Origin of the sequence: Pseudomonas sp. S150 (genome assembly GCF_004526365.1) — a bacterium.
In the GTDB taxonomy this organism is placed as follows: Bacteria; Pseudomonadota; Gammaproteobacteria; order Pseudomonadales; family Pseudomonadaceae; genus Aquipseudomonas; species Aquipseudomonas putida_A.
Genome location: NZ_CP038207.1, coordinates 4,847,025 through 4,873,023, shown reverse-complemented (window position 1 = coordinate 4,873,023; position 25,999 = coordinate 4,847,025). Strand labels below are relative to the sequence as shown.

Here is a 25,999-nt window from a genome sequence, read left to right as displayed (position 1 = left end):
TGCACAAGGCTCCCGGCGCCGTCACCTGCCCGGGGCGTGTCCGGCGAGTTCTCGCCCTGACTTCAGAGTGGCAAGACCAACGGCAGCAACCGCGCGGTATTGCGCGCATCTTCCAGGGCTCGGTGCTGTTGACCGCTGAACTGCATGCCGGCCAGTTGCAGCGCACCGTTCAAGCCCAGCGGTCGTTCCAGGCGCCGGGCCTTGGCGAAGCGCTGCTTGAGGTTCATGTGCGGCACTCGGCTCAACAGGCTGTCGAGTTGCAGGCGCTGCCATTCCTGGAGCAACTGCTTGCGGTCGTAATCGCCCCAACTGGCCCAGCCTTCGAGGCGCGTCTGGTGTTGCCCGAGCCAGCGTTCGAATGCTGGCCAGACCTCGCTCAGCGGCTGTGCGGTGTCGATGTTGGCCTGGGTGATGTGCGTGAGCTCACGGCAGAACGGCGTCAGCAACGGCCGCCGGGTCGGTTTGACGAACCGCTGAAAGTGATCCTGCTCGCGACCGGCACGGTCGACCAGCGTCGCGCCGATTTCGATGATTTCCATTTCCGTAACCGGCCAGCCACCTTCATCTGTGGTGGCTTCCAGATCAATGACCAGCCAATGGGGCATCGCAGGTTTCCTGATTTACGCGTCCTGATAGATCAGAGCGTAGTCAAACCTTGCGTTTGCGCCTGGCGACTCACTCGACCTGCAACAGAACCTGACGATTTTTTACCTGATCGCCGACCTTGACCTGCACCCGCTTGAGCACGCCGTCGATGCCGGCCTTGAGCGGATGCTCCATTTTCATTGCCTCCAGCACCACCAGCAACTGACCCTTGCTGACCGGGCTGCCTTCGCTGACCAGCACGTCGACGATGGCACCGTCCATCGGCGCCTTCAGGGTGCCGGAGCTGACGCTGCTCTGACTGCTGATCAGCGCATGAGTTCGATCCTCCAGGCGCAGGTTGCCGGGGTGGGTGAACAGCCAGAGTTCTTCGTCATCGATCCGGTAGGCGTGACGCTGGCGCAGGCCGTCGACTTCCAGCGTCACTGAGCGTTCGTTGCACTCAATAACGGTCAGCGACAGTGCGCGCTGCATCACGTTCACGGTGAAGCGGCCAGCGCCGTTCGCAAGCAGTTGCAAGCTCCATTCCTGCTGTTCCAGCCCGAGGCGGTAATTGAGCGGCGCGCCCGCATTGTTGCGCCAGCCCTTGAGCGGCGCACGATGCGCCTGCGCGCCAGCCTGATAAAACAGCACGGCGGCGATGGCCAGCTCCTCGGCGGTGGGGGCGTAAGTGTGCAGGCATGGGTGGTCAGTGAAATGCTGCGCGATGAACGCGGTGCTGAATTCACCGCTGATGAACTGCGGATGCTGCAGCAGGCTGACCAGCAAACGCTGGTTGCTCTGAACGCCGAGCAGCACGCTGTCCTGCACCGCGCGCAGCAGCTTGCGCCGTGCCTCTTCGCGGGTGGCGCCGTGGGCGATCAGTTTGCCGAGCATCGGATCATAAAACGGGCTGATCGACTGACCTTCGAGCACGCCATGATCGATCCGCGCCCCCGGACCCAACGCCGGTTCCCAGGCCTGTACACGACCGGTCTGCGGCAGGAAATTCTGCGTCGGATCTTCGGCATACAGACGCACTTCCATGGCGTGGCCGTTCAGCGCGAGCTGATCCTGAGTCAACGGCAGCGGCTGCCCCTCGGCGACGGCCAATTGCCAGGCGACCAGATCCTGCCCGGTGATCAGTTCGGTCACCGGATGCTCGACCTGCAGACGCGTGTTCATTTCCAGAAAGTAGAACTGCCCACGGGCATCGAGCAGAAACTCGACGGTGCCCGCACCGAGGTAATTCACCGCGCGGCCAGCCTTCAATGCCGCTTCGCCCATGGCCTGGCGCAACTCGCGGGTCATCACCGGGCAGGGTGCTTCCTCGACGACTTTCTGATGGCGGCGCTGCACCGAGCAATCGCGCTCGCCGAGGTAGATCAGGTTGCCATGGCTATCGCCGAACAGTTGTACCTCGACGTGCCGTGGTTCGATCAGTGCCTGTTCGAGGATCAGTTCGTCGCTGCCGAAACCGTTCAGCGCTTCGGAGCGGGCGGTGCGCAATTGCGCCGGCAATTCCTCGCTGCTGTGCACCAGACGCATGCCGCGTCCACCGCCGCCAGCACTGGCCTTGATCATCAGCGGGTAGCCGATGCGCTCGGCTTCACGCAGCAGAGTGGCGTCGTCCTGCGCGGCGCCTTGATAGCCGGCGATGCAAGGAACACTGGCGTCGAGCATGGCGATTTTCGACAGGCGCTTGCTGCCCATCAGCTCGATGGCCTCGGCGCTGGGGCCGATGAAGGTCAGGTTGGCCGCTGCGCAGGCGCGGGCGAATTCGGCGTTTTCCGAGAGAAAGCCGTAGCCTGGGTGGATCGCGTCGGCACCGCTGCGGCGTGCGGCGTCAAGGATCGCCGGGATGTTCAGATAGGACTGTTGCACCGATGCGGCGCCGATGTTCACCGCTTGATCGGCCATCTGCACGTGCAGGGCATCGGCGTCGGCATCGCTGAATACGGCGACGGTGCGATAGCCGAGGGCCTGGGCGGTGCGCTGGATGCGGCAGGCGATTTCACCGCGGTTGGCGATCAGGATTTTGTGGATGACGGGCATGGCTGTTCCCTCGGAATTTGCGGTGTTGGTGCTGGCCTCTTCGCGAGCAAGCCCGCTCCCACATTTGGAATGCGTTCCGTCTGTGGGAGCGGGCTTGCTCGCGAAGCTTTTAAGGGGCCCACCCAGGTTTACGTTTTTGCACGAAAGCTATGGTGCCCTCGATCCCTTCGGCCCCGGTCACCGCTTCGCTGAACCACCGCGCCGCTTCATCCAGCAATTCACTCGAAGGCTGCCCGGCACTGGCGAGCAGCAGTTTTTTCGTCGCCGCATTCGCTTCGGGTGCGCAGCACAAAACATGGTCGAGCACTTCGTCGAGTCGTTCTGCCAGTGCCTGCGGATCCTGCTCGACGAAATGCACCAGCCCCAGCCGCCGCGCCTGATGACCGTCGAAACGTGCGGCGGTCAGTGCCAGGCGGCGGGTCTCGGTCAGGCCGATGCGCTGCACCACGAATGGCGCGATCTGCGCCGGCAGCAGACCGAGGCTGGTTTCCGGCAGGCCGAACTGCGCCTGATGATCGGCCATGGCGATATCGCTGACACATGCCAGCCCGAAACCACCACCGAGCACTGCGCCCTGTAAAACGGTGATCAGCACTTGTGGTGCGTCCTGAGCCTCTTGCAGCAGGGCTCCAAAGGCGCGGTTCAACTCGCGGTAAGCGTCGGTGCCTTGGGCACGGGCATTGGCCATGTCCTTGATGTCGCCCCCCGCACAGAAATGCCCACCGGCACCGCTGAGGACCAGAGCGCGAACCCCGCGGTCATCGCGCACCGCCGCCAATACCGCGCGCAGTTCGGCGACCATTTGCAGGCTCATCGCATTGCGGCTGTCCGGGCGATTGAGGGTGATGTGCAGCACGCCGCCGTGCAGTTCCAGCAACAGAGTCTGGCAATCGGGCAGGGGGCTCATTTCTTTTTCCCCGGCAGGATGCCCATGAGTTTGCAGATGATCCCCAGCATGATTTCGTCGGCGCCGCCGCCGATCGAAACCAGCCGCACGTCGCGATAGGCGCGGGCCACCGGGTTGTCCCACATGAAGCCCATGCCGCCCCAATATTGCAGGCAACTGTCGCTGACTTCACGACCGAGACGGCCGGCCTTGAGCTTGGCCATCGACGCCAGACGCGTGACGTCCTGACCTTTCACATATTGCTCGGTGGCCTGATAGACCAGCGCTCGCAGGCATTCGATTTCGGTCTGCAGTTCGGCGAGGCGGAAGTGGATCACCTGATTGTCGATCAGCGCGTTGCCGAACGTCTTGCGCTCCTTGCAGTACTCGATGGTGCTGTCGACGCAATATTCCAGACCCTTGATCATGTTCGCCGCGCCGAACAGGCGTTCTTCCTGGAACTGCAGCATCTGCATCATGAACCCGGCGCCTTCGTGGCCGATGCGGTTGCGCTGCGGCACACGCACGTTATCGAAAAACACCTGGGCAGTTTCCGAGCTGCGCATGCCGAGCTTGTCCAGGTGCGAGCTGAGGCTGATGCCCGGGGTGTTCATCGGCACCATGATCAGCGACTTGTTGATGTGCGGCTTGTCGTCCGAGGTATTGGCCAGCAGGCAGATGAAGTCGGCGCTGGGCGAGTTGGTGATCCACATCTTGCTGCCGTTGATCACGTAGTCGTCGCCGTCCTTGCGCGCGCTGGTCTTGAGTCCGGCGACGTCGGAGCCGGCACCGACTTCCGAGACGCCGATGCAACCGACCTGCTCGCCGGTGATCGCCGGACGGAGGAATTCGTCGCGTAATTCATCGGAGCCGAAACGGGCCAGCGCCGGGGTGCACATGTCGGTCTGCACGCCGATCGACATCGGAATGCCGCCGCAGTGGATAGTGCCGAACTCTTCGGCGGCGACAATCGAATAGCTGTAGTCGAGGCCCATGCCGCCGAATTTTTCCGGCTTGGAAATCCCCAGCAGGCCGAGGTCGCCGGCCTTGCGGAAAATCTCGTGGATTGGAAAGCGTCCGGCCTTTTCCCATTCATCGACGTGCGGGTTGATTTCGTGCTCGACGAATTGGCGGACGGTGCGGCGCAGTGCTTCGTGTTCCGGGGTGAAGATCATTTTTATTGTTCTCCTTGGGATCCGTGGCAGTCAGAAGCGGCTGACGCCGAAGCTGTTGGGTTGCAACGTGCGGATGTCGGCTTCGTGGCAGATATCCAGCAGGTAACCGAGCAGGGTGCGCGTATCGCGCGGATCGATCAGGCCGTCATCCCACAGGTTGGCGCTGCCGTAGAGCGCGGTGGACTGGCTGTCGAGTTTCTGCGCGGTGACCTGTTCGAGCATGTCGAGCATTTTCGGATCCGGCACCAGGCCTTCCTTGAGCTGTTTGGCCTCGGTGACGATGCGCAACACCTTGCCGGCCTGCGCGCCGCCCATTACCGCGGTGCGGCTGTTGGGCCAGGCGAAGATGAAACGTGGATCGAGACCGCGTCCGCACATCGCATAGTTGCCGGCACCGTAGGAGCCACCGACGACAATCGTCAGTTTAGGCACTCGCGCATTGGCCACCGCTTGAATCAGTTTCGAGCCGTGTTTGATCACGCCTTGCTGCTCGGACTCGGTGCCGACCATGAAACCGGTGGTGTTGTGGAAAAACAGCAGCGGCGTCTGGCTCTGGTCGCACAGCTGAATGAACTGCGCGGCCTTGCTCGCGCCGGCGGGGGTGATCGGGCCGTTGTTGCCGATCAAGCCGCAGGCGCGGCCGTGGATTTTCAACTGGCCGCAGATGGTTTGCTGATCGAACTCGCCCTTGAATTCGAGAAACTCCGATTCATCGGCAATCCGCGCAACGATTTCGCGCACGTCGTAGGGCTTCTTCGGGTCGTCGGGAATCAGCCCGAGCAGCTCGTCGATCGGGTACAGCGGCGCCTTGTATTGCGGCTCGGGCAGCCACGGCAGTTGCTCGTTCCACGGCAGCATGCGCAAGATCTCGCGGACCAGGCGCACGCCATCGGCATCGTTCTCGGCCAGATACTCGGCGGTGCCGGCGACCTGCGCGTGCATCTCGGCGCCGCCCAGCTCTTCATCGGTGGCGACCTCGCCAGTCGCGGCCTTGAGCAGTGGCGGTCCGGCGAGAAACAGCTTGGCCTTGCCGCGCACCACCACCACGTAATCCGACAGCCCCGGTTGATAGGCGCCACCGGCCGTCGCCGAGCCGTGCACCACGGTAATTTGCGGCAACCCCATGGCCGACATCCGCGCCTGATTGGCAAAACTGCGTGCGCCTTCGACGAATATCTCCGCCGCATAATTGAGGTTGGCGCCGCCGCTCTCTGCCAGAGTGATCACCGGCAGTTTGTTTTCCAGGGCGATCTGTTGCAGCCGCAGGGATTTTTTCAGGCCGGTGGGGGAGATCGTGCCGCCCTTGATCGCGCTGTTGTTGGCCACCACCATCGCCCGTATGCCGGACACGTAACCGATGCCGGCGATCAGGCCGCCACCGGCAGCGCTGCCGTCCTTGTCGTCGTGCAGCTTGTAGCCGGCCAGGCTCGCCAGTTCGAGGAACGGCGCGCCGGGGTCGAGCAGCAGGTTCAGGCGTTCGCGGGGCAGCAGTTGCCCGCGCTTGTCGAATTTGCCCTTGGCTTCGGCAGCCTTGTTCAGCAGGTTCTGTTCCAGTTGCTGGACTTGCTCGATGGCCGTGAGCATCGCCGCGCAGTTGCGCGCGAAAGCTTCACTGTGCGGATCGAGTTGGGACTGGATCTGCGGCATGGCTTACTCCTTGTCCTTGAGCACGTCGGGCAGGTACGCCCGATGGAAACCGTTGAACGACTCGCTGTGGCTTGCCTTGTGCAACGGCCATGCGCGGCTGCCGAGACTGGCCGCACCATCGATTTTCAAGGTGCTGCCGCTGATGAACGCCGCCGCCGGGCTGAGCAGAAAAACGATCGCCGCACTGACCTCCGATTCGGTACCGATGCGTTTGAGTGGCACGTGTTCGCGCAGGGTCGGGATCACGGCTTTGAAAGCGCCTTCATAAGTGTCCATGCCGCTGGACGCGATCCAGCCCGGCGCCACCGCATTGACCCGCACCCCGGCGTACCCCCACTCGAACGCGGCGGTTTTGGTGAAGTTGTCCATCCCCGAACGTGCCGCGCCCGAGTGGCCCATGCCGGGCATGCCGCCCCACATGTCGGCAAGCATGTTGACGATGTTGCCGCCGTGTTTGCTCATCGACTGGTTGAACACTTCCCGGGCCATCAGGAAGCCGCCGACCAGGTTGGTGCGCAATACGGTTTCAAAGCCTTTCTGATTGATCGCGGCCAGTGGCGACGGGTACTGGCCGCCGGCATTGTTGACCAGACCGTGGATCGGCCCGTGTTCGGCGATCAGCCCGGCGACCAGTTGTTTCACCGCGTCTTCGTCACGGATATCGCAGGCCTGCCAATGGGCGCGGCCGCCGTCTTCGCTGATTTCGGCGGCGACCTTTTGCAGCTTCTCCGGTTTGCGCCCGACCAGCAGCACAGTGGCGCCGAGCGCCGCCAGTTCATGCGCGGTGCAACGGCCGATGCCACTGCCGCCACCGGTGACGATGATGGTCTGGCCGCTGAACAGATCGGCTTTGAAAATCGATGCGTAAGCCATGAAGCCCAACCTCTAGTCGAGTTGTTCGGCGATGCTCTGCGGCACCGGGATCTGGATTTCCAGCAGTTGCTGAGCGAAGGCCTTGCCCTGGGGATCGATGCGCAGACTCGCCACGCCACCGCCGCCAAGCGCGTTCTCCAGCAGAAAATTCAGGCTGTGGGTGCCGGGCAGGTACCAGCGTTCGACCCGGCCGTGAATCGGGTCGAGCACATGGCGCATCCAGTCGACGATCACCGCTGGCGTCAGCGCTTCGGCGATCCATGGCAGGTATTCCGGTCGACGCGGCAGGACACCGATGTTGCTGTGGTTGCCCTTGTCACCGGAGCGCGCCACCGCCAGTTTCACCAACGGCACACTGGCGTCGGCGCGGCCTTGGGGTTTGGGTGGCTGGTCGGGGGTTGGCAGGTCATGGCTGTCGAGCGGCATTTGCGCGGGGAGGGCGCAGGGATGCTGTTCACCGGCCATGTCGATGTGCAGGCTGCAGGCGGTTTTATCGATCAGGAACGAGAACAGACGGATCAGCGGATACACCGTCGGCCGTCCGCCGACGATGCCGGTCAGTCCCGGTGCCATGCCGGTGGCAGCCTGGGCGATTTCCCGGGAGAACAGGATCAGCGCCGGTTTCAGTGGATGGCGCACCGCAAGTTTGATCACCACCTCGCGGCTGTCACGACGCTGGCCGTGAGGGCCGTATGTGGCTTCGCTGCCGAGCAGTTCAATGTTGACTTCGCTGTAGGGTGGCCAGCCGCGCTGGCTGAACATTTCTGCAGTCTTGTCGATGATTGCCTGACTGACGCGGCGCGCCTTGTCCACCGCATCGATGCCGGCGATCAGGCAACTGGCTGTGCAGCGGAATCCGTCCGGCCAGGTCGCGCTGACCTTGTATTTATCGCTGGGCGGCAGGCCTTTGGCTCCGTGGACGTGCACGGCGTTTTTGCCCTGTTGCTGCAGTTTCACTTGAGTGAAATCGCAGACTACATCCGGCAACAGATAGGCCTGCGGATCACCGATTTCATAGAGCATCTGCTCGCCAACGGTCAGCGGCGTCACCAATCCGCCGGAGCCTTCGGGTTTGCTCACGATGAACTGGCCGTCGGCACTGACTTCAACGATGGGAAAACCGATGTGTTCGTAGTCCGGCACGTCGCGCCAGTCGGTGAAATTGCCCCCGGTGCATTGCGCGCCGCATTCGATGATGTGCCCGGCGAGCGCGGCCTGGGCCAGTTTGTCGTAGTCGTGCCACGCCCAGCCGAACTCATGCACCAGCGCCGCACTGACCACCGCGCTGTCGACCACACGCCCGGTGATGACGATGTCGGCGCCCAGGCGCAGGGCTTCGACGATGCCCGGTGCGCCGAGGTAGGCGTTGGTCGATACGCACATCGGCGGCAGCGGCGTGCCGTTGAACATTTCGTGGATGCCTTGGGCGGCAAGTTGCTTGAATTGCGGTTGCAGGTCATCGCCGAGCAGCACGGCGATTTTCAGACTGACCCCGGCCTTGTCGCAGGCAGCCTGCAGGGCGGCGGCACAGGCTTTCGGATTGATCCCGCCGGCATTGCTGATGACGCGGATTTTCTGTTCAGCCAGTTGCGGCAGCAGCGGCGCGAGCACCTCAACGAAGTCCCCGGCGAACCCTGCCTGCGGGTCCTTCATGCGCGCGCCGGCCATGATCGACAGGGTGATTTCGGCCAAGTAATCGAACACCAGATAATCCAGCTGCCCGCCGGCCACAAGTTGTGCGGCGGCGGTACTGGTGTCACCCCAGAATGCGCTGGCGCATCCGATCCGAACGGTGGTGGGCATTTTTATCTCCGACTCAGGAACCTGCGACAGAAGTGTCTGGAGGCTACCAAGCAAGCGCTTGGTTTGTAAACCACTGAAATATCTTCTGCCCAAGCGCTTGCTTGGTTGCGGCCCGCGGCTTAAATTGCGCGCAACCCTGCGTGTTCAGGGGGCAACAGACTGATCGACTGTAGGAGAGAACGGGTGGACGAGCAAAAAGCCCTGAGGGTCATGCGCGAACTGGTCGACCAGGGCCAGTTGACTGACCCCGACAGCGCCCGCGGCAAACTGCTGCAAGTGGCCGCTCACCTGTTCCGCAACAAAGGCTACGAGCGCACCACGGTGCGTGACCTGGCGGGGGCGGTGGGGATCCAGTCCGGGAGCATTTTTCATCACTTCAAGAGCAAGGATGAAATCCTCCGGGCGGTGATGGAAGAAACCATCCGCTACAACACCGCGCTGATGCGCGCCGCGTTGGCCGAAGCCAGTAACGTGCGCGAGCGGGTGCTGGCGCTGATTCGCTGCGAGTTGCAGTCGATCATGGGCGGCAGCGGCGAAGCCATGGCGGTGCTGGTCTATGAATGGCGTTCGCTGTCCGAAGAAGGTCAGGCCCGGGTGCTGGCCCTGCGCGATGTCTATGAAGACCTCTGGTTGCAGGTGCTGGGCGAAGCCAAGGAGGCGGGGTTTATCCGTGGCGATGTATTCATTACCCGACGTTTTCTCACTGGCGCGCTGTCCTGGACCACCACCTGGTTTCGTGCCGGCGGCAGCCTGAGCCTCGATCAGTTGGCCGATGAAGCGCTGATTCTGGTGCTCGAAGAGCGTTAACCCACGTTTCAACAGGTCAGGAAACTGGCTAACTGGGCGAAACCGCCTAGCTTGAATGCATTGATCGGTATTTTTTCGGGGAGTGGGGTGTTTTGAAGTCTTCGCCAATTCGGACGGCCACGGGGCTGGTACTCGTCGCGCTGACGGCATTTTCAGGGCTGCCTGCGCAGGCGGCGCAACTGGTTCGAGTGGGCGCCGCGCACTTTCCGCCTTACACCATCCGCCCGGAAAACGGTGCCGACACCGGTCTGCTGCCGGAATTGGTCGAAGCGCTGAATGCGTTGCAGAAGGAGTATCAGTTTGTCCTGGTACCGACCTCGATTCCCCGGCGTTTCGGTGACTTGAAGGAAGGGCGCACCGACATGGCGATTTTCGAAAACCCGGAGTGGGGCTGGAAGGACATTCCACACACCACGGTCGATATGGGTCTGGAAGATGCCGAGATTTTCGTCGCGCAACGCGAAGAGGGTCGGCACCAGGATTACTTCTCGGACCTCAACGGCAAGCGGCTGGCGCTGTACAGCGGTTATCACTACGAGTTCGCCAATTTCAACGCCGACCCCAAATTTCTCGCGGATACGTTCAAGGCCACGTTGACCTATTCCCATGACAGCAATCTGTTGATGGTGCTGCGCGGGCGCGCCGACATCGCCTTGGTCACGCGCTCTTACCTGTTCGACTACCTGAAACGCAACGAAAAGGTGGCCGACAAGTTGCTGGTGTCGCAGCGCATCGATCAGGTTTATCACCATTACTCCATTCTACGCCCGGCCGCGCCGATCACCGGCGAGGCGTTTGGCAAATTGTTGCAGGAGCTGCGGGACAACGGGCAGATGCTGAAGATTTTCGAGCCATACAAGATCGCTCTGGTACCGGTACCGCAACACTGATTTGACCCCGCCGGCTAAATTTTCCCGTGCGGCTCACGTCCCATCGTTGAACTGTCGACGATTATCGTGAGCCCGACCCATGTCCAATCTGAATGACCTGACTGCCCTGGCCTTGCCTTCGGGCAGTGAACTGGTAGCCGATGCTACTGAAAGCCGTCTGAGCCTGAGCCTGGACGGGCAACCGCTGGTTCGCTTGCGTCTGAATCGTGACGGCACCGGCCCGATTCAGCTCGATGAGCGTTTTGCCCTGCCGCCCGGCCTGGCGTTGTGGGCTGCCTGTTACTGGTTGTTCGCCCGTGAGCCGGAGCGCCAGCAATTGCTCTGGCAGCTGGATCAGCCACCCACCGAAGCCTTGCTCAGCGGCTTGCTGGTCAGCACCGAAGTGGCCGGCGAATACCGTTGCGAGCGCACCCTGTTCTGGCAATTGCCGCAGCCATGGCTCGGTACATCGCTGAGCGGCAGCTACCCGCAACAAATGGTGATCAGCCAGGGCAAGCGCCATCCGCAGCGCCCGGTCAAGCCGCGCGGTGAAGTCTATCGACGTTTCGATGCACGCCTCGGGGCGTGGATTTCCCTGCGCACGCTGGAGATCGAGCAGGATCTGGCGCGTTTCAATCGCTGGCAGAACAGTCCGCGTGTCGCCAGTTTCTGGCAGGAGGAGGGCAGTCTTGAGCAGCATCGCGAATACCTGAGCAAGCTCGACGCCGATCCGCACACGCTGACGTTGATCGGCTGTTTCGACGATCAGCCGTTTGCCTATTTCGAGGCCTACTGGGCCAAGGAAGATCGCATCGCGCCGTTCTATGATGTCGACAATTACGACCGTGGCATTCACATGCTGGTGGGGGAAGAGAATCACCGTGGCCCGCACAAGGTCGCGAGCTGGTTGTCGGCGCTGGTGCACTATCTGTTTCTGGATGATCCGCGTACCCAGCGCGTGGTCGCCGAACCGCGTGCCGACAACGCGAAGATGATCGGCCACATGCAGAATCAGTGCTTCCACTGCGAGAAGGAATTCGACTTTCCGCACAAGCGCGCGGCGTTGATGATTCTGGGGCGTGAGCGGTTTTTTGATCGGTGCAAGCTGGCCTGAAGTGACAAGGCCTGGGATCTATTGCGGTTTCAAGTCTGCCTTCGCGAGCAAGCCCGCTCCCACATCGACCTGTGTACGCCGGTCAAATGTGGGAGCGGGTTTGCTCGCGAATGGCTTGACGCCGAATTCAGGGCTTAGCGACGACCCATCGAAGCCGCACCCCCACGACTGCCCGACACCTTGCGGCAGTGCACCAGCGCATCGCGAATCATGAAATTGACCAGGGTTGGCGAGACGCCGAGTTCCTTGGCGATGTCCTTTTGCGGCACGCCGTGCAGACGGTACATCTCGAAGGCGTAGCGGGTGCGGCTGGGCAGTTCGGTCAGCGCGTCGGCGATGTGTTCCAGCGTCGAGAAATTGATGTGCGAGGTTTCCGGCGAAGCGCCCTGAATGACCACATTCAACCCTTCCTCTTCCGGGCCTGAGTACTTCTGTTCCAGCGCCTGTTTGCGGTAGTGATCGATGGCGAGGTTGCGCACGATCTGGAACAGATAACTCAATTGCGCCTTGATCGACGACGTGATCGGCGGGGCCGACTGCAAGCGGAAGAACGCATCCTGCACCACGTCTTCGGCGCGCGAACGGCAGCCGGTAATGCGCGCTGCGATCTTCACCAGAATCAGTCGATTGTCGACGAAGGCCTGAAGTAGCGGTGAATCGCACCTGCTTGTGGATACTTGTTCCGTCATGGAAATCACCTTGCTGCCAATAGGTTAGTGGGACGCCAGGGGACGAGGCCGTCCTACACATCGAGCGACAAATTATGTTGAATGATAATGATTGTCAATTGAGAAAGAGAACTAATGCTCCGTAAAGGTGCGAATCGAGAACTGCGACACACCGCCACACCCCAGCCTCCGTTGGCGATCCAGCCTGCCGACTAATTATTTCAAGACGTCATCCGTTCTCATTGGTGAATGGTTCCGGGTACCGAGCCCCGGCCAGACAGCATTCCGATGCCTTGCGCGGTCGGCACAGACCGCGCCCTGCACGCCCTCGACCGGCGTGACGCAGCAACTCGATTCCACTTAGCAAGCCGAATTCAGGCAGGAAACCTCATGACCGACGCGTTCGAACTCCCCAGCACTCTGGTCCAAGCCCTCCAGCGCCGTGCGGCACAGACGCCGGATCGCCTGGCCCTGCGCTTTCTCGCCGAAACCGAGGAGCAGGGCGTGGTGCTCAGTTACCGCGAACTGGATCAACGCGCGCGGACCATTGCTGCCGCGTTGCAGGCCCAGGCTGAATTCGGTGATCGCGCGGTGCTGCTGTTTCCCAGCGGCGCGGATTACGTCGCGGCGTTTTTCGGTTGTCTGTACGCCGGGGTGATCGCGGTGCCGGCCTATCCGCCGGAATCCGCACGTCGGCATCACCAGGAACGCCTGCTGTCTATCATTGCCGACGCCGAACCGCGTCTGCTGCTGACCAGCGCCGACCTGCGCGATGCCTTGCAGCAAATCGATGGCGCGCCGCCGTTGCTGTGCGTCGATACCCTCGACAACGCCCTGGCCGAGCGCTGGGTCGAACCGACTTTGCCGCAAGACCACATCGCCTTCCTGCAATACACCTCCGGCTCCACCGCGCTGCCCAAAGGCGTGCAGGTCAGCCACGGTAATCTGGTGGCCAACGAGCTGCTGATTCGCCACGGTTTCGGCATCGACGTGAACCCCGACGATGTGATCGTCAGCTGGCTGCCGCTGTACCACGACATGGGTCTGATCGGCGGATTACTCCAGCCGATTTTCAGCGGCGTACCGTGCATCCTGATGTCACCCGCGTACTTCCTTGGTCGCCCGTTGCGCTGGCTTGAAGCGATCAGCCAATACGGCGGCACCATCAGCGGCGGGCCGGATTTCGCCTATCGTTTGTGCAGCGAGCGGGTCAGCGAATCGGCGCTGGAGCGCCTCGACCTGAGCCGCTGGCGCGTGGCCTATTCCGGCTCCGAACCGATCCGTCTCGATACCCTTGAGCGCTTCGCCGAGAAGTTCACCCCGTGCGGCTTCAGCGAAGACAGCTTCATGGCCTCCTATGGTCTGGCCGAGGCGACCCTGTTCGTCGCCGGCACACCACGGGGCACCGGCATTCCTGCGCTGCGCGTCGATGATCAGGCACTGGCGCAAAATCGCGCTGAACCGGGCGACGGCAGCCCGATCATGAGTTGCGGCATCAGCCAGCCTGAGCATGCGGTGCTGATCGTCGAGCCGAGCAGTCTGCAAGAACTCAATGACAATGCGGTCGGCGAAGTCTGGGCCGCCGGCCCGAGCATCGCTCACGGCTACTGGCGCAACCCCGAGGCCAGCGCCAAAACCTTCGTTCAGCACGCCGGCCGCACCTGGCTGCGTACGGGCGACCTGGGCTTCATCCGCGACGGTGAACTGTTCATCACCGGGCGCCTGAAAGACATGCTGATCGTGCGTGGCCACAACCTCTATCCGCAGGACATCGAGAAGACCGTCGAGAACGAAGTGGAGGTGGTGCGCAAAGGTCGCGTCGCGGCATTCGCGGTCACTCAAGGCGGTGAAGAAGGCATTGGCATCGCCGCAGAAATCAGCCGCAGCGTGCAGAAAATCCTGCCGCCCGAAGCGCTGATCAAAGCTATTCGCCAAGCGGTAGCCGAGGCCTATCAAGAGGCGCCGAACGTGGTGGTGCTGCTCAACCCGGGCGCGCTGCCGAAGACGTCCAGCGGCAAGCTGCAACGCTCGGCGTGCCGCAATCGTCTGGCCGATGGCAGCCTCGACAGCTACGCGGTGTTCCCCTCCGCCGAGCTGCAAAGTACCGAGCCGACCCTGGCAGCTTCCGAGCTGGAAGCGCTGATTGGCAAGATCTGGGCCGAGCAACTCAACCTCAAACAGGTCAACGCCGACGATCATTTCTTCCTGCTCGGCGGCAACTCGATTGCGGCAACTCAGGTGATCGCCAAGGTGCGCGAAGAACTGGGCCTGGAGCTGAACCTGCGCCTGTTGTTCGAAGCACCGACCCTGTCGGCATTCGCCGCTGCCGTGGCGCAGCAGCAACAGGATGGCGGTAACGCCCAAGACGCAATCAACGCCTTGTCGCGCAGCGAAGCACTGCCGCAATCGCTGGCGCAAAACCGACTTTGGATCACCTGGCAACTCGACCCGCACAGCAGCGCCTACAACATCCCCGGCGCCCTGCGTCTGCGTGGCGAACTGGACGAAGATGCGCTGCGCGCCAGCTTCCAGCAACTGATCGAACGCCACGAATCGCTGCGCACGCGCTTCTTCGAGCGCGACGGCGTAGCGCTGCAACAAGTCGACGCCGCACCTGAATTCAACCTGCAACTGATCGACATCAGCGACCTGCCGGCGCACGAACGTGAAGCCCGCGCGCAACAGATCCGCGAGGACGAGGCGCGCACCCAGTTCGATCTGGAAAAAGGCCCACTGCTGTGGGTGACACTCGTACGCCTCGACGATGAAGATCATCAGCTTATGGTGACCCTGCACCACATCATCGCCGACGGCTGGTCGCTGAACGTGCTGATCGACGAATTCTCGCGCCTGTACGCTGCGGCATCCCAAGGCCAGCGCGCCGAACTCGCGCCGCTGCCCACCCAATACGCCGACTACGGCAGTTGGCAGCGCCAGTGGCTGGCGCAAGGCGAGGGCGAGCGGCAACTGGCGTACTGGAAAGCCCGGCTGGGCGACGAACATCCGGTGCTGGAACTGGCCACCGACCACCCGCGTTCAGCCAGACAATTGCACAGCGCCGCGCGCCACAGTGTGCGCCTTGGCGTCAGCCTCAGTGATGCGATCAAGCAGACTGCGCAGGCGCATCAATCGACGCCGTTCATGCTGTTGTTCTCGGCCTTCCAGAGCCTGCTGCACCGTTACAGTGGTCAGCGCGATATCCGCATCGGCATCCCCAACGCCAACCGTCCGCGCCTGGAAACCCAGGGCTTGATCGGGTTCTTCATCAACACCCAGGTGCTGCGTGCCGAGGTTGATTCGCGGCTGTCGTTTGTCGAGTTGCTGGCGCAGACCCGCGAGGCTGCACTGGGTGCTCAGGCCCATCAGGATCTGCCGTTCGAGCAACTGCTCGAAGCGTTCCCGCAGGCCCGTGAACAGGGTCTGTTCCAGGTCATGTTCAACCACCAGCAACGCGACTTGAGTGCGCTCAAACGCCTGCCGGGCCTGCTCGCCGAAGAGTTGCCGTGGCACAGCCGCGAGGCCAAGTTCGACCTGCAACTGCACAGTGAAGAGGATCGCAACGGACGCCTGACCTTGTCCTTCGACTACGCCGATGAACTGTTTGACGCGGCGACCATCGAGCGTCTGGCCGAACACTTCAGCAATCTGCTGCGCGCCGTCTGCGAACAACCGCAACAGGCGATCGGCGACCTGCCATTGCTGACTCCGTGCGAGCACGAACAGCAGCAGGCATGGAGCATCGCCCCGTGTACGCCGGCGCAACAATGGCTGCCGGAACTGCTCAACGAACAGGCGCGGCAAACTCCGGAACGCACCGCGCTGGTGTGGGACGGAGGTAGCCTCGACTTCGCCGAATTGCACGCCCAGGCCAACCGCCTCGCGCACTATCTGCGCGATAAAGGCGTCGGCCCGGATGTGTGCGTGGCGATTGCCGCCGAGCGTTCGCCACAACTGTTGATCGGCCTGCTGGCGATCATCAAGGCCGGTGGCGCTTATGTGCCGCTGGATCCGGATTACCCGGCCGAGCGCTTGGCTTACATGCTCAGCGACAGCGGCGTCGAACTACTACTGACCCAGACCGCATTGCTCGAGCGTCTGCCGGCCAGTGACGGCGTCAGCGTGATCGCCATGGACGCGTTGCACCTGGAAAACTGGCCGAGCCAGGCACCGGGTCTGCACCTGCACGGCGACAATCTCGCCTACGTGATTTACACCTCCGGCTCCACTGGTCAACCGAAGGGCGTCGGTAACACCCACGCCGCATTGGCCGAACGGCTGCAGTGGATGCAGAACAGCTATCGCCTGAACGACAGCGACGTGTTGATGCAAAAGGCGCCGATCAGTTTCGACGTGTCGGTGTGGGAGTGCTTCTGGCCGCTGATCACTGGCGCGCGTCTGTTGATCGCCGGCCCCGGTGAACACCGCGATCCGCATCGCATCGCGCAGTTGGTTCAGCAGTACGGCGTGACTACGCTGCACTTCGTGCCGCCGCTGCTCGCGCTGTTCATCGATGAGCCGCTGAGCGCCGAATGCACCAGCCTGCGCCGGTTATTCTCCGGCGGTGAAGCGCTGCCGGCGGAACTGCGCAACCGCGTGCTGGCGCAGCTGCCGGCGGTGCAACTGCACAACCGTTACGGCCCGACCGAAACCGCGATCAACGTCACCCACTGGCACTGCACCACGGCCGACGGCGAGCGTTCGCCGATTGGCCGGCCGCTGGGCAATGTGATCTGCCGCGTGCTCGACGCCGATCTCAATCCCGTGCCGGCCGGTGTGCCGGGTGAACTGTGCATCAGCGGCATCGGTCTGGCCCGGGGTTACCTCGGTCGCCCGGCGCTGACGGCCGAGCGCTTTGTAGTCGACCCGTTGGGCGAGCAGGGCGCACGTTTGTACCGCACCGGCGACCGTGCACGTTGGACCTCGGACGGCGTGATCGAATACCTCGGGCGTCTCGATCAGCAGGTCAAACTGCGTGGCTTCCGCGTTGAACCGGAAGAAATCGAGGCGCGGCTGCTGGCCCAGGACGGCGTCGCTCAAGCCGTGGTGCTGGTGCGCGACACCGCAGCCGGCGCGCAACTCATCGGCTACTTCACCGCTGTCGATGCCAGCGAAGATCAGCACGTGCAGATCGCCCGCCTGAAAACCGCGCTGGCCGGCGAACTGCCGGAATACATGGTCCCGGCGCAACTGATGCGCCTGGACGCAATGCCCCTGAGCCCGAGCGGCAAGCTCGACCGTCGCGCCTTGCCCGAGCCGCAGTGGCAAGTGCGTGAGCATATCGAACCGGTCACCGAGCTGGAACAACAGATCGCCGCGATCTGGCGTGAAGTGCTGGGTCTGCCACGGATCGGTCTGCGTGACGACTTCTTCGCCCTCGGCGGGCACTCGTTGCTGGCCACACAAATCATCTCGCGCAGCCGTCAGGCCTGTGACGTCGAGTTGCCGTTGCGCGCCTTGTTCGAGCACAGCGAACTCGGTGACTTCGCCGAGCAGATCCGCCTGATCCAGGCCAGCGGCCAGACCAACAAGCAGCCGCCGATTGCCAAAGTCGATCGCAGCCAAGCCGTGCCGCTGTCGTACTCGCAACAACGCATGTGGTTCCTCTGGCAGATGGAGCCGGACAGCCCGGCGTACAACGTCGGTGGCATGGCGCGCCTGCGCGGCGTGTTGCACGTCGAGCATTTCGAGGCAGCCTTGCAGGCGTTGATCCTGCGCCACGAAACCCTGCGCACCACGTTCCCGAGCGTCGATGGCGTGGCCCGTCAACAGGTGCATGCCGAGACCGGCGTGCGCATGGGCTGGAAGGATTTCTCGAAACTGCCGGCTGACCAGCGTGAGCAGCAGGTCCAGCAACTGGCCGATGACGAGGCGCATCTGCCGTTCGATCTGGAAAGCGGTCCGCTGCTGCGCGCCTGTCTGGTGAAGACCGCCGAGCACGAACACTACTTCGTGCTGACCCTGCACCACATCGTCACCGAAGGCTGGGCGATGGATATTTTTGCCCGCGAGCTCAGCGCGCTGTACGAAGCGTTCGTCGATGAGCGCGATTCGCCGCTTGAAGCGTTGCCGGTGCAGTACCTCGATTACAGCGTCTGGCAGCGGCAGTGGCTGGAGTCCGGTGAGCGTCAGCGCCAGCTCGACTACTGGACCGCGCAACTCGGTCGCGAACATCCGTTGCTGGAACTGCCCGGGGACCGTCCGCGGCCACCGGTGCAAAGCCATCAGGGCGAGCTGTTCCGTTTCGACCTCAGTGATGACCTCGCCGCCCGTGTCCGGGCGTTCAATGCGCAGAACGGTCTGACCCTGTTCATGACCATGACCGCTGCGCTCGCCACCTTGCTCTACCGCTACAGCGGCCAGACCGACTTGCGCATCGGCGCGCCGGTGGCCAACCGTATCCGCCCGGAAAGCGAAGGGCTGATCGGCGCATTCCTCAACACTCAGGTGCTGCGTTGCCAGCTCGACGGCCAGATGTCGGTCGGCGAACTGTTCGAGCAAGTGCGCCACACCGTTATCGAAGGCCAGTCGCATCAGGACCTGCCGTTCGATCATCTGGTCGAAGCGCTGCAACCGCCGCGCAGTGCGGCGTACAACCCGTTGTTCCAGGTGATGTGCAACGTGCAGCGCTGGGAATTCCAGCAGAGCCGGATGCTCGCCGGGATGACCGTCGAGTACCTGGCCAACGATGCGCGGGCGACCAAGTTCGACCTCAACCTGGAAGTCACCGACCTCGATCATCGCCTCGGTTGCTGCCTGACCTACAGCACCGATCTGTTCGACGAGCCGACCATTGCGCGCATGGCCAAGCATTGGCGCAACCTGCTGGAAGCGCTGATCGCCGATCCGCAACAGCGTCTGAGCCAATTGCCGCTGCTCGACCCGACTGAGCAACAGCAGTTGCTCGACAGCCTCGGCGTTGAACCGGGCGAGCGTCGTCTCGATCAGTGCATCCATCATCTGTTCGCCGAGCAGGCGCTGGCGCGCAAAGATGCCCCGGCCCTGACTTTCGCCGGACAGACTTTGAGCTACGCCGAACTCGATGCCCGCGCCAATCGCCTGGCCTGGGCCCTGCGCGAGCGTGGGGTCGGCCCGCAAGTGCGGGTTGGTCTGGCGCTGGAGCGTTCGCTGGAAATGGTCGTCGGCCTGCTGGCGATTCTCAAGGCCGGCGGCGCTTATGTGCCGCTGGACCCGGAATACCCGCTCGATCGCCTGCACTACATGATCGAAGACAGCCGCATCGGTCTGCTGCTCAGCGACCGCGCGATGTTCAAAGCGCTTGGCGCTCTGCCGTCGAACGTGGCGCGCTGGTGCCTGGAAGACGACTGCGCGGCGCTGGCGGATTACCCGGCCACTGAGCTGCCCTTTATCAGCCTGCCGCAGCATCAGGCGTACCTGATCTACACCTCGGGTTCGACCGGCAAGCCGAAAGGCGTGGTGGTGTCCCACGGTGAAATCGCCATGCATTGCCAGGCCGTGATCGAACGTTTCGGCATGCGTCCGGACGACTGCGAACTGCACTTCTATTCGATCAACTTCGACGCCGCCACCGAGCGTCTGCTGGTGCCGTTGCTCAGCGGCGCGCAAGTGGTGCTGCGAGCGCAAGGGCAGTGGGATGCGGAAGAAATCTGCGGGTTGATCCGCACCCATCGGATCAATGTGCTCGGCTTCACCCCGAGCTACGGCAGCCAGCTGGCGCAGTTCCTCGCCACGCAGAATGAAACTCTGCCGGTGCGGATGATCATCACCGGCGGCGAAGCGCTGACTGGCGAGCACCTGCAACGGATTCGCGCCGCGTTCAAACCAAGCCTGTTCTTCAACGCCTATGGCCCGACTGAAACCGTGGTCATGCCACTGGCCAGTCTCGCCCCGGAAGTGCTGGAAGAGGGCGCCGGCAGCGTGCCGATCGGCAGCGTGATCGGTGACCGCGTGGCGTACATTCTCGACGCCGATCTGGCTTTGGTGCCGCAAGGCGCGACCGGTGAGTTGTTCGTCGGCGGCGCCGGTCTGGCGCAGGGGTATCACGACCGTCCGGGCATCAGCGCCGAGCGTTTCGTGGCAGACCCGTTTGCCGCCGATGGCGGGCGCATGTACCGCACCGGCGATCTGGTGCGCCAGCGCGCCGATGGTCTGGTGGAATACCTGGGCCGGATCGACCATCAGGTGAAAATCCGCGGTTTCCGTATCGAGCTGGGTGAGATCGAAACCCGTCTGCTCGATCACGCTTCGATCCGCGAAGCGGTGGTGCTGGCGCTGGATGCGCCGAGCGGCAAGCAACTGGTGGGCTACCTGGTCAGCGAAGTTGCCGAGCAAGGCGAAGCGCAACAGGCCGAACTGCGCGAAGCACTGAGGTCGCACCTCAAGGCACAACTGCCGGATTACATGGTGCCGACGCACCTGATCCTGCTGGCGAGCATGCCGCTGACCGCCAATGGCAAACTCGACCGCCGCGCCTTGCCGGCGCCGGATCCCGAGTTGAACCGTCGGGACTATGTCGCCCCGAGCAACGAACTCGAACAGACCCTGGCGCAGATCTGGTGCGAGGTGCTCAACGTCGAGCAGGTCGGTCTCAACGACAACTTCTTCGAACTCGGCGGCGACTCGATCCTGTCGATTCAAGTGGTCAGCCGCGCGCGGCAGCAGGGCATTCATTTCAGCCCGCGGGATCTGTTCCAGCATCAGACCGTGCAGACCCTCGCCGCTGTCGCCAGCCGCAGCGAGCAAGTCACTGCCGAGCAGGGACTGGTGGTCGGTGAGTCGGCGATGACGCCGATTCAACACTGGTTCTTCGACACTGATATTCCTGAGCGTCAGCACTGGAACCAGGCGCTGCTGCTGGAGCCGAGCGTGGTGCTGGAACCGCATCGTCTGGAGCAGGCGCTGCTGGCAGTGATCGAACAGCACGACGCCCTGCGTCTGCGCTTCACTCAGGCCAACGATCAATGGCAGGCAACGCATCAACCGGTGTCCGACGCCGAGGTGTTGTGGCAGGTGCGGGTGGCGGCGATGGACCAGTGCGCAGCGCTGTTCGCCGATGCCCAGCGCAGTCTCGATCTGCAAAACGGCCCGCTGCTGCGCGCCTTGCTGGTGGATGGGCCGCAAGGTCAGCAACGCTTGTTTATTGTGATCCATCACTTGGTCGTCGACGGTGTGTCGTGGCGCGTTTTGCTCGACGATCTGCAAACCGTGTACCGCCAGCTCGAAGCCGAACAGTCGGTAAAACTGCCGGCGAAAACCAGTGCCTTCAAGGACTGGGCGGCACGTTTGCAGGCCTACTCCGGCAGCGAATCACTGCGTGAAGAACTGAACTGGTGGCAAACCCAACTGGCCGGATCGAACGCCGATCTGCCGTGCGAAAACCCGCAGGGCGGACAGCAGAATCGTCACGCGCAAACCGTCAGCGTGCGCCTGGATGCCGAGCGTACCCAACAACTGCTGCAACAGACACCGCGCGCCTACCGCACGCAGGTCAATGACCTGCTATTGACCGCGCTGGCCCGTGTGCTGTGCCGTTGGAGCGGTCAGCCGTCGGCACTGATTCAACTGGAGGGCCACGGCCGCGAAACCCTGTTCGACGAGATCGACCTGACCCGCACCGTCGGCTGGTTCACCAGCGCCTATCCATTACGCCTGACCCCGCACAACATCGAAGAGGCCGCCGGGCAGGGCGCTTCGATCAAGGCGATCAAGGAGCAACTGCGCGCGGTACCGCACAAAGGCCTCGGTTATGGCGTGTTGCGTTATCTGGCCGATGACCTCAGTCAGCGCAGCATGGCGGCGTTGCCGAATGCTCCGGTGACCTTCAACTACCTCGGCCAGTTCGATCAGAGTTTCGCCAGCGATGCGCTGTTCCGTCCGCTGGACGAGCCGGTCGGTGCGGCCCACGATCCGCAGGCGCCGTTGCCCAACGAGTTGAGCATCGACAGTCAGGTGTACGGCGGCGAACTGCTGCTGCGCTGGACTTTCAGTGCCGAGCGCTACGAGGCGCAAACCATCAACGATCTGGCCGACGCCTACCTCGGTGAGCTGCAAAGCCTGATCGAACATTGCCTGCAAGACGAAGCCGGCGGCCTGACGCCGTCGGACTTCCCATTGGCGAAACTGACCCAGGCGCAACTCGATGCACTGCCGGTGCCGGCGGCGCATATCGAAGACGTCTACCCGCTGACGCCGATGCAGGAAGGCATGTTGCTGCACACCTTGCTCGAACCGGGCACCGGTCTGTACTACATGCAGGATCGCTACCGCATCAACAGCGAGCTCGATCCCGAGCGTTTCGCCCAGGCCTGGCAAGCGGTGGTCGCCCGTCATGAAGCGCTGCGTGCATCGTTCTGCTGGAACGTCGGCGAGGACATGCTGCAAGTGATCCACACCCCGGGTCGTACGCCGATCGAGTACCTGGACTGGAGCGCCATCGCCGAGGACGAGCAAGAACCGAAGCTGCAAGCGCTGCTGAAAAGCGAGCGTGAGGCCGGGTTCGATCTGCTCAATCAGGCACCGTTCCACCTGCGCCTGATCAAGGTCGGCACGGCGCGTTACTGGTTCATGATGAGTAACCACCACATCCTCATCGATGCCTGGTGCCGTTCGCTGCTGATGAACGATTTCTTCGAGATTTACACCGCCCTCGGTGAAGGTCGCGAAGCACAGTTGTCGGTGCCGCCGCGTTACCGCGACTACATCGGCTGGCTGCAACGCCAGAGCCTGGCCGAGGCACGTCAGTGGTGGCAGCAGAACCTGCAAGGTTTCGAGCGCACCACGCCGATCCCGAGCGACCGACCGTTCCTGCGCGAACACGCCGGCGAAAGCGGCGGCATGATCGTCGGTGACCGCTACACCCGTCTCAACGTTGAAGATGGCGTCCGGCTGCGCGAGCTGGCCCAGGCTCATCAACTGACCATCAACACTTTCGCCCAAGCGGCGTGGGCCTTGGTACTGCGCCGTCTGAGCGGTGATCGCGACGTGCTGTTCGGCGTCACCGTGGCCGGGCGCCCGGTGGAAATGCCGGAAATGCAGCGCACCGTCGGCCTGTTCATCAACAGCATCGCGCTGCGGGTGAAAATGCCTGAGGACGATCAGCGCAGCAGCGTGCGGCAGTGGCTGAGCGCTTTGCTCGACAGCAACATGCAACTGCGCGAGTACGAATACCTGCCGCTGGTGAACATTCAGGAGCAGAGCGAACTGCCGAAAGGCCAGCCGCTGTTCGATAGCCTGCTCGTGTTCGAGAACGCGCCGGTGGAAGTCTCGGTGCTGGACCGTGCGCAGAGCCTCAACGCGACTTCTGACTCCGGTCGAACCCACACCAACTTCCCGCTGACGGCGGTGTGCTACCCGGGCGATGACCTCGGCCTGCATCTGTCGTATGACCAGCGTTACTTCGACGAGTCGACCATCGAGCGCATGCTCGGTGAGTTCAAGCGCCTGCTGCTGGCACTGGTCGATGGTTTCCACGGTGATATGGCTGATCTGCCGCTGCTGGGGGCCGAGGAGCAGGACTTTCTGCTGCACGGCTGCAACCAGAGCGCGCACGATTATCCGCTGGAGCACAGCTACGTGGCACTGTTAGAAGCGCAGGTCGCGGCGCATCCGCAGCGCATCGCCGCCACTTGCCTCGATCAGCAACTGAGCTATGCCGAGCTCAACCTCAACGCCAACCGCCTCGGCCATGCACTGGTCGCCGCCGGGGTGCAGTTGGATCAACCGGTAGCGTTGCTGGCCGAACGTAATCTGGATCTTTTGGGGATGATCATCGGCAGCTTCAAGGCCGGTGCCGGTTACCTGCCGCTGGATCCGGGCCTGCCGAGCCAGCGTCTGCAACGCATCATCGAAATGAGCCGCACGCCAGTGCTGGTGTGCAGCGAAGCCTGCCGCGAACAGGCGCAGACTTTGCTCGATGAGTTCAGCTGCGCCAACCGTCCACGGCTGTTGGTCTGGGAGGAGATTCAGGCTGCTGCGACTAGCGCCGAAAACCTCGGTATCCACAGCGGTCCGGACAACCTGGCCTACGTGATCTACACCTCGGGTTCGACCGGTCTGCCGAAAGGCGTGATGATCGAGCAGCGCGGCATGCTCAACAACCAATTGAGCAAAGTGCCGTACCTGCAACTGACGGACGCCGACGTGATCGCGCGGACCGCATCGCAAAGCTTCGACATTTCGGTCTGGCAGTTCCTCGCCGCGCCGCTGTTCGGGGCGCGGGTGGACATTGTGCCGAACACTATCGCTCACGATCCGCAGGGGTTGCTGATGCATGTGCAGGCGCAGGGGATCACCGTGCTCGAGAGCGTGCCGTCGTTGATTCAGGGCATGCTCGCCTCCGAGCGCCTGAGCCTCGACGGTCTGCGCTGGATGCTGCCGACCGGTGAAGCCATGCCGCCGGAACTCGCGCACCAGTGGCTGCTGCGTTATCCGCAGATCGGTCTGGTCAATGCTTATGGCCCGGCGGAATGCTCCGATGACGTGGCGTTCTTCCGTGTGGACATGGCTTCGACTCGCGGCAGCTATTTGCCGATCGGTACGCCGACCGACAACAACTTGCTGTATCTGGTCGATGGCGCGCTGGAACTGGTGCCGCTGGGCGCGGTGGGTGAGTTGTGCGTGGCCGGGACCGGTGTCGGTCGCGGTTACGTCAGCGATCCGCTGCGCACCGCGCCGGTATTTGTGCCGAACCCGTTCGGCGCGCCGGGCGAGCGTCTGTATCGCACCGGTGACCTCGCGCGGCGGCGCAGTGACGGGGTGCTGGAGTACGTTGGCCGGGTTGACCATCAGGTGAAAATTCGCGGTTACCGCATCGAACTGGGTGAAATCGAAGCGCGTCTGCACGAACAGCCGGAAGTCCGCGATGCGGCGGTTGGCGTGCAGGAAGGCGTGAATGGCAAGCACTTGGTCGGCTATCTGGTCGCGGCGGATTCGGCGCTCAACCCGAGCGAACGTCTGGAGCGGATCAAGCAACGCCTGCGTAGCGAACTGCCGGAATACATGGTGCCGCTGCACTGGTTGTGGCTCGATCAGCTGCCGCACAACGCCAACGGTAAACTCGACCGCAAGGCCTTGCCGGCCCTGGAAATCGGCCAGTTGCAGAGTCAGGATTACCTGGCCCCGCGCAACGAGCTGGAGCAGACCCTGGCCGACATCTGGGCCGAAGTGCTCAAGGTCGACAAGGTCGGGGTGCGCGACAACTTCTTCGAGCTGGGCGGGCATTCGTTGCTGGCCACGCAGATCGCCTCGCGGGTGCAGAAAACCCTGCAACGCGATGTGCCGCTGCGGGCAATGTTCGAGTGCAGCACGGTGCAGGAACTGGCCGAGTACATCGAAGGCCTGGCGGCGAGTGACATGACCGAGGACAAGGTGGATCGCTTGAATGATCTGATGGCGGAGCTGGAGGGCTTGTAATCTTCGGCGTCTGTACCGGCCCCTTCGCGAGCAGGCTCACTCCTACATTGGGTATGCGTTCCCTTGTAGGAGTGAGCCTGCTCGCGATTGGGGGCGGCACATTTTCAGACATTTACACGGTTGACGATCAT

At 62.9% G+C, this 25,999-nt stretch carries 11 protein-coding genes and 2 pseudogenes; 4 read left to right on the top strand and 9 right to left on the bottom strand.

Annotated features, from left to right (window positions below; genetic code table 11):
• Window positions 1-62: 62 nt before the first annotated feature.
• The 8 genes and pseudogenes from E3Z29_RS22480 to E3Z29_RS22450 all read right to left on the bottom strand — a co-directional run bounded on the left by E3Z29_RS22480 (window position 63) and on the right by E3Z29_RS22450 (window position 9,021).
• Window positions 63-605 (bottom strand): exonuclease domain-containing protein, encoded by a 543-nt coding sequence (locus tag E3Z29_RS22480; RefSeq protein WP_134786998.1) that lies wholly within the window; start codon window positions 603-605, stop codon window positions 63-65.
• 70 nt (window positions 606-675) lie between these two features.
• A pseudogene (locus E3Z29_RS29985) lies at window positions 676-1,062 on the bottom strand (acetyl-CoA carboxylase biotin carboxyl carrier protein subunit); the annotation flags it as partial.
• A gap of 92 nt (window positions 1,063-1,154) precedes the next feature.
• Window positions 1,155-2,637 (bottom strand): annotated as a pseudogene (locus E3Z29_RS22475) (acetyl/propionyl/methylcrotonyl-CoA carboxylase subunit alpha); the annotation flags it as partial.
• 109 nt (window positions 2,638-2,746) lie between these two features.
• The gene (locus E3Z29_RS22470; RefSeq protein ID WP_134786996.1) at window positions 2,747-3,544 is read right to left on the bottom strand and encodes an enoyl-CoA hydratase/isomerase family protein; all 798 of its coding nucleotides are present in this window, start codon (window positions 3,542-3,544) and stop codon (window positions 2,747-2,749) included.
• Window positions 3,541-4,698, bottom strand: coding sequence for a citronellyl-CoA dehydrogenase (atuD, locus tag E3Z29_RS22465; RefSeq protein ID WP_027613409.1), 1,158 nt, complete (start codon window positions 4,696-4,698; stop codon window positions 3,541-3,543). The genes E3Z29_RS22470 and atuD overlap by 4 nt, the downstream gene beginning before the upstream one ends.
• A gap of 30 nt (window positions 4,699-4,728) precedes the next feature.
• Window positions 4,729-6,345, bottom strand: coding sequence for a geranyl-CoA carboxylase subunit beta (atuC, locus tag E3Z29_RS22460; RefSeq protein WP_027613408.1), 1,617 nt, complete (start codon window positions 6,343-6,345; stop codon window positions 4,729-4,731).
• Between the two features lie 3 nt (window positions 6,346-6,348).
• Entirely contained in the window at window positions 6,349-7,218 is an 870-nt protein-coding gene (locus E3Z29_RS22455) for an SDR family oxidoreductase (protein ID WP_115989249.1), read from the bottom strand.
• 12 nt (window positions 7,219-7,230) lie between these two features.
• A complete protein-coding gene (locus E3Z29_RS22450; protein ID WP_134786995.1) occupies window positions 7,231-9,021 on the bottom strand; it encodes an acyclic terpene utilization AtuA family protein in 1,791 nt (596 codons plus the stop codon).
• A gap of 183 nt (window positions 9,022-9,204) precedes the next feature.
• Here E3Z29_RS22450 and E3Z29_RS22445 point away from each other — a divergent pair, with 183 nt between their 5' ends.
• The 3 genes from E3Z29_RS22445 (at window position 9,205) to E3Z29_RS22435 (ending at window position 11,811) form a co-directional block, all read left to right on the top strand.
• Window positions 9,205-9,828, top strand: coding sequence for a TetR/AcrR family transcriptional regulator (locus E3Z29_RS22445; RefSeq protein ID WP_027613405.1), 624 nt, complete (start codon window positions 9,205-9,207; stop codon window positions 9,826-9,828).
• Between the two features lie 92 nt (window positions 9,829-9,920).
• Window positions 9,921-10,718, top strand: a complete 798-nt coding sequence (locus tag E3Z29_RS22440; RefSeq protein ID WP_134786994.1) for an ABC transporter substrate-binding protein — start codon at window positions 9,921-9,923, stop codon at window positions 10,716-10,718.
• A 79-nt stretch (window positions 10,719-10,797) separates the two neighbouring features.
• Window positions 10,798-11,811: a GNAT family N-acetyltransferase gene (locus E3Z29_RS22435; protein WP_134786993.1), complete on the top strand. Its 1,014-nt coding sequence runs from the start codon at window positions 10,798-10,800 to the stop codon at window positions 11,809-11,811.
• Window positions 11,812-11,945: 134 nt separating this feature from the next.
• On the opposite strand, the gene E3Z29_RS22430 is transcribed toward E3Z29_RS22435, so the two are convergent.
• The gene (locus E3Z29_RS22430) at window positions 11,946-12,500 is read right to left on the bottom strand and encodes an RNA polymerase factor sigma-70 (RefSeq protein ID WP_134786992.1); all 555 of its coding nucleotides are present in this window, start codon (window positions 12,498-12,500) and stop codon (window positions 11,946-11,948) included.
• 369 nt (window positions 12,501-12,869) lie between these two features.
• Between E3Z29_RS22430 and E3Z29_RS22425 the strand changes: the two genes are divergently transcribed.
• Window positions 12,870-25,868: a non-ribosomal peptide synthetase gene (locus E3Z29_RS22425; RefSeq protein WP_134786991.1), complete on the top strand. Its 12,999-nt coding sequence runs from the start codon at window positions 12,870-12,872 to the stop codon at window positions 25,866-25,868.
• Window positions 25,869-25,999: the final 131 nt, after the last annotated feature.